This is a genomic window from Mesorhizobium sp. M1143 (assembly GCF_040318435.1).
Lineage (GTDB): Bacteria > Pseudomonadota > Alphaproteobacteria > Rhizobiales > Rhizobiaceae > Mesorhizobium.
The window spans coordinates 85468-97913 of record NZ_JAMYMJ010000006.1 but is presented as its reverse complement, the minus strand read 5'-3'; the positions used below and the strand labels follow the sequence as shown (position 1 = coordinate 97913).

Genomic DNA, 12446 nt, shown 5'->3' with positions numbered 1-12446 from the left:
TGCATACGCAGCGTCCAATCACCCAATTCCTGGATGCAAGCAGGGCCAGCAATCAAGCGGCTGCAGAGCGGTCAGGAGGCTTGAGAGGCGTTGCCCCGACTGCTTCTGCTGCCGCTGCGGTACTTGCGTCTCCTGCAGTCCCAGGCCCTCAGACCGCACGACCGTTGGCGGGAGCCCGATGGCGTGCGCCCCGCCGCGGCTCTTCGACGAGAATGACGTGGTCGTTGTTCTCAGTGAAGCGCAGGACCCTTTAAATTTAGATATCTCCATTATCCCGGAACCGGGTTCGGGTTTCCGAGTTAAGAAAATGCTCGCGACGGGCAATTTTCAACAGAGGAGACGGCACAATGCCCACTGCCAAGAAAGCCAATGGCAACAACAAGGACCTGGAGGACCTTTTCCTCGATGGCCTCAAAGACATCTACTATGCCGAGAAGAAAATTCTGAAAGCCTTGCCGAAGATGGCCAAAGGCGCATCCGAACAGCAAGTTGCGGCAGCATTCGAGAAGCACCTCGCTGAAACCGAGGGGCAGGTCGAACGTCTGGAGGAGGTCTTCGAGATTCTCGGCGCGGCCGCGCGCGGCAAAACCTGCCCGGCGATCGACGGCATCCTGGAGGAAGGATCTGAAATCCTTCAGGAGTACAAGGGTTCGACTTCGCTCGATGCAGGGCTCGTCGGTGCCGCGCAAGCCGTGGAGCACTATGAGATTGCCAGGTATGGAACCCTGATTGCCTGGGCTACGACGCTCGGCAAGGATGACGTGGTTGCGCTCCTCAATGCGACACTTGAGGAGGAGAAGGCCACCGACGAGGCGCTGACTGCCCTCGGTGAAGCCGGCGTCAACGAACGAGCGGCAGAACGGAAAGCGGCTTGATTGATCGCCTACCCAACCGCCTCGGCGACCCATGTGCCGAGGCGGTCGCGGGAGATGAAGGACATGGTCACGCATATCTACAAAGGACTGGAATGTTTCCTGCTTGAGTGTTCGGCCGCGCTGGTCAGGCGCCGCGCCCTTGGTGGTTCGCGCAGCGATCCTCGGCAGTTGCGAGAACAGCGCAGAGATGAGTTCAGGGCCCGCAAAGTCGCCGAATGAGCGCCAAGATGGAGAGTCGGATGGGCTTCTTTGGAAAATATTTCTCAGGACTGTTGAGCAAGAAATCGACTGACGGCAAGGGGAGCGGCGATATGCGTAAAGCTACCGGCGCGGGTCCGGCGATTGCCGCGCATTCCAAAGATGCAAAGACATCCGCTGCTTCCGGTCAAAGCACCAATGCTTCGAGCAAAAATGCAGATGGACGATGACAAAAGGCAAGATTTGGCTACCGACCCTATGTCGCATCGAAGCGGCGCAAAGACGTTAAATCGTCGAGATGACCCGCATCGCAACCTTCAACGTCAATGGCGTCAACGGCCGACTGCCAGTGCTTCTCAAGTGGCTTGGCGAAACCGGCTATGACATCGTCTGCCTTCAAGAACTGAAGACCTCTGACGAAAAATTTCCCGTCGATGCGATTAGAAACGCCGGCTATGGCGCAATCTGGCACGGACAGAAGTCCTACAATGGCGTGGCAATCCTCGCTCGCGGGATTGAGCCGCTGGAACGTCGTCGAGGTCTGCCGGGCGATCCCGACGATTCGCACAGCCGCTACATCGAGGCAGATGTGAATGGGCTTGTTGTCGGCTGCCTGTATTTGCCCAATGGCAATCCAGCGCCGGGGCCGAAGTTCGACTACAAACTTCGCTGGTTCCGACGTTTGATCACCTATGGCCAGGTGCTGCTCGGCGATAGCTCACCGACCATCCTGTGCGGCGACTATAACGTCGTTCCAGGCCCGATCGACGCGGCGGTGCCGGGGCGCTGGGTTGGCGATGCCGTTTACTTCCCCGAGAGCCGGAGCGCGTACGCCGAAATGCTTGCTCAGGGCTGGATCGATGCGGTTCGTCGCATTCATCCAGAAAAGGGAATTTACACCTATTGGAACTTCTCCTACCGCGGCGGGTACGATCGGAGTTCCGGGCTCCGGATGGACCATCTCTTGCTGAGTTCATCCCTATTGGATCGCCTGAAGAATGCCGGAGTAGATGCCGAAACGCGTGCATGGGACAAGCCGAGCGATCATGCGCCAGCCTGGATAGAACTTGATTGAGCTTCCTCGGCAAGGAGCCTGAAGACCTGGTGGCGCTCCTTCGTGATTACATTTGGCCGCATGTCTATCGCCAACAATGAGGACTGCCGGCGCCAAGCGATTCAAAGGACGCAATGATGAAAAACACTCAAAAGGAAGCTGAACTGACTGCGCGCCTTGCACGCCAGCATGGCGTCACTGATGGCGCTGTCATGGCTGTCCTTGAGGCGTTGCGGCGTGGTGGTGGAACCATGGCCCAGTTCAGCCACGTCGACTTCGGAGGAATGTCACAATGGTCCTCCGGCATGACGATGGTCGGCGACATGTTCAATGACAGCCTCAAGGCGAAGCTCAACGCTATCGCGGCGGAGCTCTCGTCTCACCTGCTCGATCATCCCGCCATGGCCCACGGCGGCTCATGGTGGCCTGAGGAGTTTGGGAGCCCGTCTGCCGCTGGTTCTCAAAACAATATGCGCTACGCAGCGTTTCCTGAGCGAAGCCGCCTGGTCATCGACGATCATGGAAAGATGGAGATTTATGACACAGGCGACCATCGCATATCCGGTGTTTCGCAGAGCCAGAGCACGGACTCCACCCTGACCTTTGTCAGCCAGCACGGCGTGGTCCGCGTATCTGATCTCAAGCGCGTATCTGCGACGTAGGGCAGGCCGCTTCCATGCAGACAGTCACGCTCATCGGCTATCTCGCGACCGTCTGCTCGATGAGCAGTTTCACGCCGCAAGCCTGGAAAATCATCAGGACACGAGAGACAAGCGGCATCTCCGCACCGACGTATGCCATCACTGTGTTGGGGTTCGCCTTGTGGCTGGCCTTCGGCATCATGAAGGCAGAGTGGCCGATCATAATCACGAATGGCGTTTGTCTCCTGCTGTCAGCGTTCATTCTCACAATGACAGTCCTGCCGCAGGCTGAGAAAGAGGCGGTCGCCAAGGCTTTCGACCCCGACGACTAAATTAACGCTTCCAACTTTTCAGAAGCGGACCTTGGCTACCATATGCAGGATCCTTGCGCGGACGCCCCACCTTGGGGATGGTTGCGAGCGCATCGCTATGCTGATCCTTGCTCCTACATTCGTCATAAGTCCCAAACGGAGGATACGCGCCGACAACCAAAAAATCATCGGATGCCAAGAGGCATTGGTGCCCGGTGCCTGCCGGGAGGACCGCGACGTCACCGGCCTTCAGCGACAGCGTTCGTCCTTTCTTGCCGCCAAACCGGACTTCAGCGTTTCCGCGCGTAATGCCCAGAACCTCGTGTATTTGCGAATGATAGTGAACATAATCATAGATGCCGTTTCGCCAGCTATCGCCCCATCCGTTTGCCTCGAAAAGCACCTCCATGACGGCTGCTGGATCAAGTCCTTCGGGCAATTCGACGGCGCCTCGATAAACGACGAGCGGCCATGCTGGATGATTGGGTACAAGTCCATCATCCTTGAACCAGAACTCATTCGACTTTCGCTGCCTCACAAATCCGGCGACAGCTTGCTTGCGCGGTCTTGCGAAACCGGTGACGTTCTCGATCACTTTCTTGCTGGTTTCCAAAATGCTCATCGACGCTGCCTCTAAAGCAGAGGTTAGTTTAGCCGCTCGCTCAGAGCTCGACCTTTGCGTTGTCGCCCACATTCGGCTTGGCGCCGGTAACGGCCGCAAACACCATCGTTGCGGTAGCCATGATTAGCCCCGGGCTGTCCCACAATTCGCCTTCGTCGGGTTTGACCGTTATCAGACGAATCTCGGGATCATCGGCATTATCCCACCAGGCTGAGTCAGTTTTCTCCCAGAGCTCGGCGATCTTTTCCCTGTCATTTGTCACTGTGGCCGGGCCTGACATCGTGACGTATTTGTAGTGGCTGTTGTCACTCCAGGCCAATGTGACCTTTGGATAGGTCGACAGTTGCTTGCTCTTGGCGCTGTCGTCATTGACGAGGAAGTATATGGCGTTTTCCTCACGGACCACACGCGCAGATAGCGGACGGGCTCGATTGTACTCGCCGTCCCAGGTCACAAACATGCAGACGTCGATGTCCTCGGCGAGTTCCCAGATGCGGTCTGTTGCCTCGGCGGGCGTGAGGTCCGTCTGCTCTCGGCGGTTAGCCATAAGCGTCCTCCTGCGGGTGAATATCCTCGCTTACAACTCACGTCCCGCCACGACGTTCCAACTCACTGGGTTCTTCGGCTTGCTAAAGCGGTGGAACTTTCGAAATTGCCGGAAGTTTGGATGGCAAACGCGAGGCCATGATGGCGGACAAGACGCTTCGAACATCAAGACGGACACCCGAGCAGGACGCTAAGGGTCAGTCGGAAAAGGACCACAAGGGCGGCGGAAACGATGGCGTCGCCAGCGCCGATCCGCGGGTGATCTCCGGCAAAAAAGACGGCGACGCGACATTCCCTGTCAAGGGACCGAAGAAATAGCTATGAGCCCATTAGTCGGGCATCTGGCGGTGTCATCGATGCGCGGAGACAATTGACGAACGGGCTGACATCATTTCGCGATGACACTTTGCTACCGTCACCGACGCGGATCACCTTCAACCCTCCGGAGTTCCATGGCCGCATGACGCGCATCCGCCTCAAGGCGCTAATGGCAGCCTGGAATCACGCGACCTTTGAAAAGAGAGCGACGTCGCATCTGGCCAAACCATAGCGCCATCGGTGATCGGTTGTGGCAACCCGGCTCTGGTAGAACAGTGAAAGCTGACTGCCATCGATCATCACTGTCGAGTGGCCGTTCTCGCCCGGTTGACCTGGCTCCAACACCGGGCCGATCGAAACGTAAGGGCCGCTGACCTCGTCGGCGATGGCAAAAAACACCCGTTGCCGGTTTCCCCGAAGGCCATTCGGAAGAAAGCAAGTGGCGTTGAGAAGCACCCGGCCGTCCGGCAGCTCGATCAGTTGCGCGCCCTCAATGCCCCATTCGTAGTCGGGATCATCTCTGGTGTTATGGTGGGGAACATCGTTGTGGTCGAGGATTTTGCCGATCCGCTTCCACGGACCGAACCACGAGTCGGACTGGCTACGTGCCAGATAGATGTCGGGCTGAGGCACCCTGGTGAATTTTGGCATAGCCGAATAAACGAGGTAGCGCCCACCGCCAATGACTGCTGGATGCGGATCGTAAATGCCGTCCTCTTCCGTGTCCGGGATGGCCAGAATGGCCGGACTGAGGACTACCCAATGGAACCCGTCGTTGGAAACCGCATGCTCGCAACGGCCACCCGACTTCATGAATTCTGTCTGGATGAACATGTGGAAGACGCCGCACTCGTGGGTCACACCGGGAGCCGCAACACCAGTACCGTTGATTGGAAGTTCGATCGGCTCATGCTCGGCCCACGGCCCATAAAGATCGGGCGCCGTGGCATGCAAGATTCTCCACGTCTCGGTGGTGACCGTGCCGCTTGACCCGAAGACGTGCCAGACACGGCCATCGAAGACAGGACACGGGTCCTTGAGATCATCCACGCTTTGCGGATGAAACAGTGGAAAAACGTTGGTTTCAAAGTTGATGTTCATGTCAGCCCCGGAATTCGCCTCGGCAGTCGGAGACGCGCAGAGATACAGGCGAATCATTGATGTTAGGCACATTCTATAGCCAACGAGTTCAACGCAAATACGGCAATGCCGCTGTCCACCAGCATTCCTCGTTCAACCACGCTTTCAGTGGCGGCCGGGTTCCGACAGCCGCCCTCGCCTCCGCACCCAGATCCCGCTTCGTGCGTGGACCAAGCGGGCGACCGGGCCTTCTTCATTTCAGTTGGAACAACTCACCTGATCGAAAGTTAGGAGCTGGAACTAAGTAGTTCTCTCCATTCGCGATTAACAAATGTTAATCGTAACATAAATAGTGTCACAGAGGGAGTATGTCAATGGAAGCGGCCTTTGGCGGGGTAACCGGCAGTCAATATGTTCGTCGCGAAAATATACTGGTTTGCTTCTCCCACTTACGATGGAATTTTGTTCACCAGCGTCCGCAGCATCTCCTCACCCTCGCATCCGCTCAGCAGCGAGTGGTCTATTTTGAAGAACCCGTTTTCGAAGAATTGCCGCAGCCGCTGATGCGGACGAGCGTGGCATCGGAAAACATTCTGATTGTCACACCAGTGCTGCCGCTTGGCACGTCGGCCGCGAAAGCAGATGCCGTCCAGCGGAGATTTGTGCAGCAGACCATCGCTTCTATGCCGCATAGCCGGCTGATCGCCTGGTACTACACCCCAATGGCTCTTCGCTTTACGGAATTCCTCGACCCAGACATATGCGTCTATGACTGCATGGACGAACTCTCTGCGTTCAGGAATGCGCCCCCCGAGCTGGGCCAGATGGAAAAGGCGCTTCTTCGCCGCGCGGATCTCGTTTTCACCGGTGGTCTAAGCTTGTTCGAGACCAAGCGTCACCTCCATCCCGCCATCTTTCCATTTCCGAGCAGCATCGATGTGAGGCACTTTCACACCGCAAGACAGCCAGGAAGGGACCCAGCCGACCAGGCGGGCATTCCTTCCCCGAGGGTTGGATATTTCGGCGTCATCGACGAGCGGCTGGACGTCGATCTCGTGGCGCTAGCGGCAAAGACAATGCCGGACGTGCATTTCGTCATGCTCGGTCCGGTTGTCAAGATCGACCCTGCAAGCCTGCCGCAAGCCGAAAACCTTCATTGGCTTGGGCCGAAAGCCTACTGCGATCTGCCCGACTATTTGCGCCATTGGGACGCCGGATGGATGCCGTTTGCCCTCAACGAGGCGACGCGTTTCATCAGCCCGACCAAGACGCCGGAATTTCTCGCGGCGGGTCTGCCGGTGATCTCGACGGCAATCGTCGACGTGGTTCGCAGTTACGGTGCTGCCGGGCTGGTGGAAATCGCCGACTGTGACGATCTGGAAATCAAGCTGCGCTCCGTCCTTTCGCGACCGCGTCAGATGCTCCTGCAGCAAGTCGATGCCTATCTTGCGGACATGTCCTGGGAACGGACATGGAATGCCATGGCAGCTCACATTGAGCGCGCCTATCAACGCAAGAAGGTCGTGCCCCTTCGCAGGAGTGCATAGCCATGTTCGATTGGCTGATCGTCGGCGCGGGTTTCGCCGGCAGCGTGCTTGCCGAAAGGATAGCGTCGCAGCGTCAGGAAAGCGTTTTGCTGATCGATCGCCGCAGCCATGTCGGAGGCAACGCCTATGACTGCTACAATGAAGCCGGCATCCTCATCCATCGCTACGGCCCGCACATCTTCCACACCAACAGCCAAGCCATAGTGGACTACCTTTCGCAGTTCACGCAATGGCGGCCGTACGAGCACAGGGTGTTGGCGGCCGTAGACGGGCAACTGGTTCCCATCCCGATCAATCTCGACACCATCAACCGGCTTTACGGGCTGGACCTGACCTCGGCACAGCTGGAGGATTTCTTCGCGTCGCGACGCGAAACGGTGGAGGACGTCCGAACGGCTGAGGACGTCGTCGTCAGCACCGTGGGGCGCGAGCTCTATGAAAAATTCTTCCGCGGCTACACTAGAAAGCAATGGGGCGTCGATCCCAGTCAGCTGAGCAAATCCGTCACGGCACGAGTGCCGACCAGGACCAACCGTGACGACCGCTATTTCAGCGACAGCTTCCAGAAAATGCCGGCCGGCGGGTACACGCGGATGTTCGAACGCATGCTCGATCATCCAAACATCAAGATCATGCTGCAGACCGACTTCCGTGAAATTCGTGAGAAGATACCGTTCAGGCGCATGGTTTATACCGGCCCGATCGATGAATATTTCGGCTGGCAGCTCGGGCACCTTCCGTACCGTTCGCTTCGTTTCGAGCACGTTACACTGGATTGCGAGCAATTTCAGCCGGTTGCCGTGGTCAATTATCCCCAGACGGAAGATTACACGCGCATTACCGAGTACAAACATCTGACCGGCCAGCAGAGTTCGCGGACCAGCCTGACCTATGAATACCCCACGGACATCGGGGACCCGTACTATCCCGTGCCCCGGCCCGAAAACGAAGTGCTCTATAAGCGCTATGAAGCGCTCGCGGCAAGCTGCCCAGACGTGTGGTTTGTCGGTCGGCTTGCAACTTACCGCTATTACAACATGGACCAGGTAGTCGGACAGGCTCTGGCCACTTTCGCGCGCATCCAAAAAAGCCTCCCGGCCTGGGCACGCACGGAGGAGCCGTTGTTGGCCGAGCCGAGAAGATAGTTTCTTCCAAGACGGAAGATCGGGCGGGTATCAGAAGGAGAAACTCGATGGATACAAACTTCAACTCGGAAAGCCGTGAGATATTTATCGTCGGCTTGCGCAACGCGCACGCCATGGAAAATCAAGCGCTGTCGATCATGAAGCCTCAGGTCGAGCGTATAGAGAACTATCCGGAGGTGGCCGATCGCTTGCGCCGGCACATTCAGGAAACCGAAGGCCAGATCACGAGACTCGAGTCCGTCCTGGAGGGCCTTGGTGAGGAGCACTCCACCCTCAAGGACACTGCCTTGTCGATGGTTGGCAGCGTGGCCGCCATTGGACATTCGATGGCCGGCGACGAGATCATCAAGAACAGCCTGGCGAATTTCGCATTCGAGAACTACGAGATCGCTGCCTACAATTCGCTGCTGGTACTGGCCGACGCCGGGGGCTTCCAGGATGCTGAAAGGGCCCTCAAGCAGAACCTGAACGAAGAGGAAGCCATGGCCAACTGGCTCAAGGAAAATCTGAGCGACGTTACCATGCGATATGCCAGGCTGCGCGAGGCTGGGGCGACTGCAAAAAGCTGATGCACCGCACCGGCGCGGGCGGCGTTTCGAACCAGCCGCCCCCCCGCCCCTCCCCCGTTTGTAGGCCCTTCAAGGCGTCGTGTCCGCCAGGAGAAGAGCTTGCTGACGGGCCAGTTCATCTGCTGTGGGTTTGCGCAGGTGTCGCCTGCCATCAGCCTGGATGACGGAAAACAAACCGACCTCGGCATGTCGCGAATTGTCCCAGCCCGGGTAGGCCGTTATCGGGTACAGGCAAATACCCTCGATCGGCGCTCCGAGACTGATTGCGGAACGCACCTCGTCGCAGACATAGTGGAGCCAAGCCGGCCCGCCGGATCCCTCGGAACCGGTCTCCGCAATGAACATCGGCTTGCCGTACCGGTGAGCAACTTCTAGCAACATTTCCGACAGGGCGCGGTACTCGTGGTGTCCCATCGGAATCGTCGGCCCGTTTACGTACCATTGATTGTGCGGATAAAAATTCAAGCCCACGACATCGACAACATCTTCGCTCCCGCCCAACTCAGGTTCGACGCGGCCCAGCAACATGTCGTAAGCTTCGAACTGCCCCTGTCGGGCGTTTTCGGCCCGGCGCCGTTCGCTGCGGGTCCGGTCACGAGGGGCGATATGGATAAGCGGCTCGGCCCAGACAAATCTGCAGGCGGGATCGATCTCCCGCATTGCACGAACACCCGCGATGGCGGCCTTCACGAGGTGCCGCTTGAACCATCCACGTTTGTTCGGCCCCACGCGCGGGAAATAGCCGACCTCAACAGCCCATGCGAAAAAGGAGATTTCGTTGATGGGACACAACAGAGGCGATGTTCCGGTGATCGAACGGTGTACCTTGACGGCTTCTGCCGCGAACGAGGCATAGGCGTCGATGAAATGCAGCGAGCCCTGATCGACATGGTCCGGAGATCCGTAGTGAAAGATGTCCCAGATTACCTGAACACCTGCCGATCGGGCTGCCTCCACCATTGGCGCCCAACTTGACCAGTCATAGGTTCCGGGAGCGGTTTCGATCAAATGCCAACGCAGGCCGTCGCGGATGGTGCGAAGGCCGAGTTCGGCGCAGCCGCGGTAGTCGCCCAGGGCATGCAAATTATGCGAGGTCGCACGAATAAGATCGAGGCGAACGCCGTCCTTGCGCCGGTGCGAGGAGCATTCAAAGCCTGCCATGAAAAAACTGGCGAAGCGCGAAGCTTCCGGAACCGAGGCCTCCGTCTGGCGTCCCACTTCGCTCATTTTTCGAAGTCTCCTTTGGGCAATCGGCTTCGAACTCGGCCGCCTTGTCCGGACCGGGAACCGCGTTGGCGAAATACCGAATTCAGTCGGGCGCGCCCCATGTTCGTTGCTCAGTCCAGCTCGTCCTTGCGTGGCCGGGTAGTGCCGAACCCATTGGTAGAGCCTTTGTTCCGGTGGTGAACTGTCCGGGAGCCGCGTGGCAAATGAGGAACAAGGAGGCCCGTCCCAAGTTCGGGTCGATGTACCGCCGCCATCATCCACTCGAGCGGCTGCTCAGCAACAACAGAGGCATGGGATCACATGACCGTTCAGATTCGACTTTCCGAGATCGACCACGCCAGGCGCGAGGATCGTGGCGACGGCGCTTGGAGCATCGCACCGGACCTGGGTTACTTGCGGCTAGCAATCGTGAATGTCGTGTTCTTCGGCGCACCGGGCAGCGGAGATCGGAACTGGGTGCTGATCGATACCGGGTTGCCGACGTCTCGCAGCAGCATTCTAGCGGTCGCGGAAAAGCGGTTCGGCGACAACGCACGGCCGGCTGCAATCATCCTGACCCATGGCCATTTCGACCATGTGGGAACCGTTCTAGAACTCGCGAATGGCTGGGACGTGCCTGTCTTCGCCCATCCGCTCGAGCACCCCTATTTGGACGGAACCGCATCCTATCCGCCACCGGATCCCTGGGTTGGGGGTGGACTGATGGCGCTGCTGTCACCGCTCTTCCCACGCGGGCCAATCGATCTTGGCACCCGTTTGGAACCCTTGCCCGCCGACGGATCGATCCCCGGAATGCCCGGATGGCAATGGCTGCACACACCCGGACATGCCCCTGGGCATATCTCGCTCTGGCGCGAGCAAGACCGCTCGCTCATCGTAGGAGACGCTTTCATCACCACCGGTCAGGAGTCGGTCTATGAAGTCGCCATTCAGGATCTCGAGATGCACGGTCCGCCGCGCTATTTCACGCCAGACTGGGATGCAGCGGAAAGGTCCGTGAAGCATCTGGCTGCCTTGGGCCCCCAGATGGTCATCAGTGGACACGGTGCGGCTGCTGCGGGAGTGGGCATGCGGCAGGCTCTCGATAACCTGGCTGAGCGATTCAGGGTATTGGCCGTCCCGCCGAAATTGAAATTCGTGCGCGAGCCAGCGTCGCCGATAGCTAGGCCAATCGAGCCGCCATCGTTCTGAAATTATGGTCGGATTGGCCAACGCGGGACCATCGGACAGAGTAACTCGGTCCAGCGGAACAAACCCGGCCGGCGACAGTTGGGGCACTCGCTCAGGGGGCGACACCCCGCGAAGTGCCGTGAGGTTCCGCGCCATGGGGAGGCTCAGATGGAAACCCGATGAACGCATGCCTCTAACGCGCGTTCCCGCAAAGAGAGATTGCAGAACCGGTGTTGTTGCCATCCAGCCCTAAGTTGACACGCCAACTGCTCTGGATCCTCGGAGGCGCATTCTTGCACGGTTGCGCGGGGGGAGTGCTCGATCCCCAAGGACCAATTGGCGTCGGCAATCGCACGATCCTTTTGAACTCGCTGGCGGTGATGCTGGTGATCGTTGTTCCCACGCTTGTTGCACTTCTGGCATTCGCCTGGAAGTTCCGCGCCTCGAACAGCAACGCCCGCTATAACCCGGAGTTCACCTATTCGGGACGCGTGGAGTTGATCGTCTGGTCGATCCCGACGCTCACCATCCTGTTCATTGGCGGGCTGATCTACTACGGATCGTATCAGCTCGATCCGCGCAAACCGATCCCTTCTAGCCAGCCGCCGCTCGACATTCAGGTGGTGGCGCTCGACTGGAAATGGCTGTTCCTCTATCCCGAGCAGGGCGTGGGTGCTGTCAATCAACTGGTTATCCCCGCCGGTGTTCCAGTGCGTTTCAAATTGACCTCGGCCAGCGTGATGAACACGTTCTTCGTGCCCCAGCTTGGCAGCATGGTCTACGTCATGAACGGCATGCAGACCGAATTGCATCTGCAGGCCGACCGCGAGGGCAGCTTTTTCGGCCAGTCGGCGCACTTCAGCGGCGACGGCTTCTCGGATATGAATTTCAGTGTGAGCGCGGTTTCAGCCGATGCCTTCACCCGCTGGGCGTCATCGCTGCGTGGCGGGGGCGGCGTGCTGAATGCCAATGCCTATCGCGAACTCGCCCGGCAAAGTACAAATGTGGCGCCGGCTTCCTTCGGTCATGTCCAGCCTGGGCTGTTCGAAGCGGTCGTTCAGCAGACGCTCCCACCGGGTCCGGGGCCTGCTGAGAGCGCAGCCAGCGGCGAGCCACAGGTGAGCCCAAGGGCATTCCCCGCGG

15 protein-coding genes and 1 pseudogene are annotated in these 12446 nt (G+C 58.6%); 12 read left to right on the top strand and 4 right to left on the bottom strand.

Annotated features, from left to right (window positions below; genetic code table 11):
- The first annotated feature begins 347 nt into the window (after positions 1-347).
- The 6 genes from NKH35_RS07425 to NKH35_RS07400 all read left to right on the top strand — a co-directional run bounded on the left by NKH35_RS07425 (position 348) and on the right by NKH35_RS07400 (position 3100).
- Positions 348-875: a YciE/YciF ferroxidase family protein gene (locus NKH35_RS07425; protein ID WP_023704627.1), complete on the top strand. Its 528-nt coding sequence runs from the start codon at positions 348-350 to the stop codon at positions 873-875.
- 63 nt (positions 876-938) lie between these two features.
- A complete protein-coding gene (locus tag NKH35_RS07420) occupies positions 939-1094 on the top strand; it encodes a hypothetical protein (protein WP_155923545.1) in 156 nt (51 codons plus the stop codon).
- Positions 1091-1303: a hypothetical protein gene (locus NKH35_RS07415; protein WP_245259911.1), complete on the top strand. Its 213-nt coding sequence runs from the start codon at positions 1091-1093 to the stop codon at positions 1301-1303. Before NKH35_RS07420 ends, NKH35_RS07415 begins: the two co-directional genes overlap by 4 nt.
- A 68-nt stretch (positions 1304-1371) precedes the next feature.
- Entirely contained in the window at positions 1372-2148 is a 777-nt protein-coding gene (xth, locus tag NKH35_RS07410; RefSeq protein ID WP_352597031.1) for an exodeoxyribonuclease III, read from the top strand.
- Between the two features lie 113 nt (positions 2149-2261).
- Positions 2262-2789: a hypothetical protein gene (locus NKH35_RS07405; protein ID WP_352913983.1), complete on the top strand. Its 528-nt coding sequence runs from the start codon at positions 2262-2264 to the stop codon at positions 2787-2789.
- Positions 2790-2803: 14 nt separating this feature from the next.
- Positions 2804-3100: a SemiSWEET family sugar transporter gene (locus tag NKH35_RS07400; protein ID WP_023712197.1), complete on the top strand. Its 297-nt coding sequence runs from the start codon at positions 2804-2806 to the stop codon at positions 3098-3100.
- A gap of 1 nt (position 3101) precedes the next feature.
- Here NKH35_RS07400 and NKH35_RS07395 read toward each other — a convergent pair whose 3' ends face one another.
- Positions 3102-3701, bottom strand: a complete 600-nt coding sequence (locus NKH35_RS07395; protein WP_352913980.1) for a cupin — start codon at positions 3699-3701, stop codon at positions 3102-3104.
- Positions 3702-3741: 40 nt separating this feature from the next.
- Positions 3742-4248, bottom strand: coding sequence for a pyridoxamine 5'-phosphate oxidase family protein (locus NKH35_RS07390; RefSeq protein ID WP_352913977.1), 507 nt, complete (start codon positions 4246-4248; stop codon positions 3742-3744).
- A gap of 137 nt (positions 4249-4385) precedes the next feature.
- On the opposite strand from NKH35_RS07390, the gene NKH35_RS07385 reads away from it, so the two are divergent.
- Positions 4386-4565, top strand: coding sequence for a hypothetical protein (locus NKH35_RS07385; protein WP_023712199.1), 180 nt, complete (start codon positions 4386-4388; stop codon positions 4563-4565).
- A gap of 183 nt (positions 4566-4748) precedes the next feature.
- On the opposite strand, the gene NKH35_RS07380 is transcribed toward NKH35_RS07385, so the two are convergent.
- The gene (locus NKH35_RS07380) at positions 4749-5666 is read right to left on the bottom strand and encodes a glycoside hydrolase family protein (RefSeq protein WP_023700021.1); all 918 of its coding nucleotides are present in this window, start codon (positions 5664-5666) and stop codon (positions 4749-4751) included.
- Between the two features lie 353 nt (positions 5667-6019).
- Between NKH35_RS07380 and NKH35_RS07375 the strand changes: the two genes are divergently transcribed.
- The 3 genes from NKH35_RS07375 to NKH35_RS07365 are packed head-to-tail and all read left to right on the top strand — an operon-like array spanning position 6020 to position 8906.
- The gene (locus NKH35_RS07375; protein ID WP_023729506.1) at positions 6020-7192 is read left to right on the top strand and encodes a glycosyltransferase family protein; all 1173 of its coding nucleotides are present in this window, start codon (positions 6020-6022) and stop codon (positions 7190-7192) included.
- 2 nt (positions 7193-7194) lie between these two features.
- Positions 7195-8337 carry a UDP-galactopyranose mutase gene (gene glf / locus NKH35_RS07370; protein WP_023733195.1) on the top strand — a complete coding sequence of 381 codons (1143 nt, stop codon included), beginning with the start codon at positions 7195-7197 and terminating at the stop codon, positions 8335-8337.
- A gap of 47 nt (positions 8338-8384) precedes the next feature.
- A complete protein-coding gene (locus tag NKH35_RS07365) occupies positions 8385-8906 on the top strand; it encodes a ferritin-like domain-containing protein (RefSeq protein WP_023687824.1) in 522 nt (173 codons plus the stop codon).
- A gap of 69 nt (positions 8907-8975) precedes the next feature.
- Here NKH35_RS07365 and NKH35_RS07360 read toward each other — a convergent pair whose 3' ends face one another.
- Positions 8976-10133 (bottom strand): hypothetical protein, encoded by a 1158-nt coding sequence (locus NKH35_RS07360; protein ID WP_023733197.1) that lies wholly within the window; start codon positions 10131-10133, stop codon positions 8976-8978.
- A gap of 300 nt (positions 10134-10433) precedes the next feature.
- Here NKH35_RS07360 and NKH35_RS07355 point away from each other — a divergent pair, with 300 nt between their 5' ends.
- Together NKH35_RS07355 and cyoA are read left to right on the top strand one after the other, a co-directional pair.
- Positions 10434-11324 (top strand): MBL fold metallo-hydrolase, encoded by an 891-nt coding sequence (locus tag NKH35_RS07355; RefSeq protein WP_023733198.1) that lies wholly within the window; start codon positions 10434-10436, stop codon positions 11322-11324.
- A gap of 209 nt (positions 11325-11533) precedes the next feature.
- Positions 11534-12355, top strand: a pseudogene (gene cyoA / locus NKH35_RS07350) (ubiquinol oxidase subunit II); the annotation flags it as partial.
- Positions 12356-12446: the final 91 nt, after the last annotated feature.

Coding starts and splice junctions, on each gene's coding strand:
- NKH35_RS07425 (WP_023704627.1), top strand. CDS start 348: ATGCCCACTGCCAAGAAAGCCAATGGCAACAACAAGGACCTGGAGGAC.
- NKH35_RS07420 (WP_155923545.1), top strand. CDS start 939: ATGGTCACGCATATCTACAAAGGACTGGAATGTTTCCTGCTTGAGTGT.
- NKH35_RS07415 (WP_245259911.1), top strand. CDS start 1,091: ATGAGCGCCAAGATGGAGAGTCGGATGGGCTTCTTTGGAAAATATTTC.
- xth (WP_352597031.1), top strand. CDS start 1,372: ATGACCCGCATCGCAACCTTCAACGTCAATGGCGTCAACGGCCGACTG.
- NKH35_RS07405 (WP_352913983.1), top strand. CDS start 2,262: ATGATGAAAAACACTCAAAAGGAAGCTGAACTGACTGCGCGCCTTGCA.
- NKH35_RS07400 (WP_023712197.1), top strand. CDS start 2,804: ATGCAGACAGTCACGCTCATCGGCTATCTCGCGACCGTCTGCTCGATG.
- NKH35_RS07395 (WP_352913980.1), bottom strand. CDS start 3,701: ATGAGCATTTTGGAAACCAGCAAGAAAGTGATCGAGAACGTCACCGGT.
- NKH35_RS07390 (WP_352913977.1), bottom strand. CDS start 4,248: ATGGCTAACCGCCGAGAGCAGACGGACCTCACGCCCGCCGAGGCAACA.
- NKH35_RS07385 (WP_023712199.1), top strand. CDS start 4,386: ATGATGGCGGACAAGACGCTTCGAACATCAAGACGGACACCCGAGCAG.
- NKH35_RS07380 (WP_023700021.1), bottom strand. CDS start 5,666: ATGAACATCAACTTTGAAACCAACGTTTTTCCACTGTTTCATCCGCAA.
- NKH35_RS07375 (WP_023729506.1), top strand. CDS start 6,020: ATGGAAGCGGCCTTTGGCGGGGTAACCGGCAGTCAATATGTTCGTCGC.
- glf (WP_023733195.1), top strand. CDS start 7,195: ATGTTCGATTGGCTGATCGTCGGCGCGGGTTTCGCCGGCAGCGTGCTT.
- NKH35_RS07365 (WP_023687824.1), top strand. CDS start 8,385: ATGGATACAAACTTCAACTCGGAAAGCCGTGAGATATTTATCGTCGGC.
- NKH35_RS07360 (WP_023733197.1), bottom strand. CDS start 10,133: ATGAGCGAAGTGGGACGCCAGACGGAGGCCTCGGTTCCGGAAGCTTCG.
- NKH35_RS07355 (WP_023733198.1), top strand. CDS start 10,434: ATGACCGTTCAGATTCGACTTTCCGAGATCGACCACGCCAGGCGCGAG.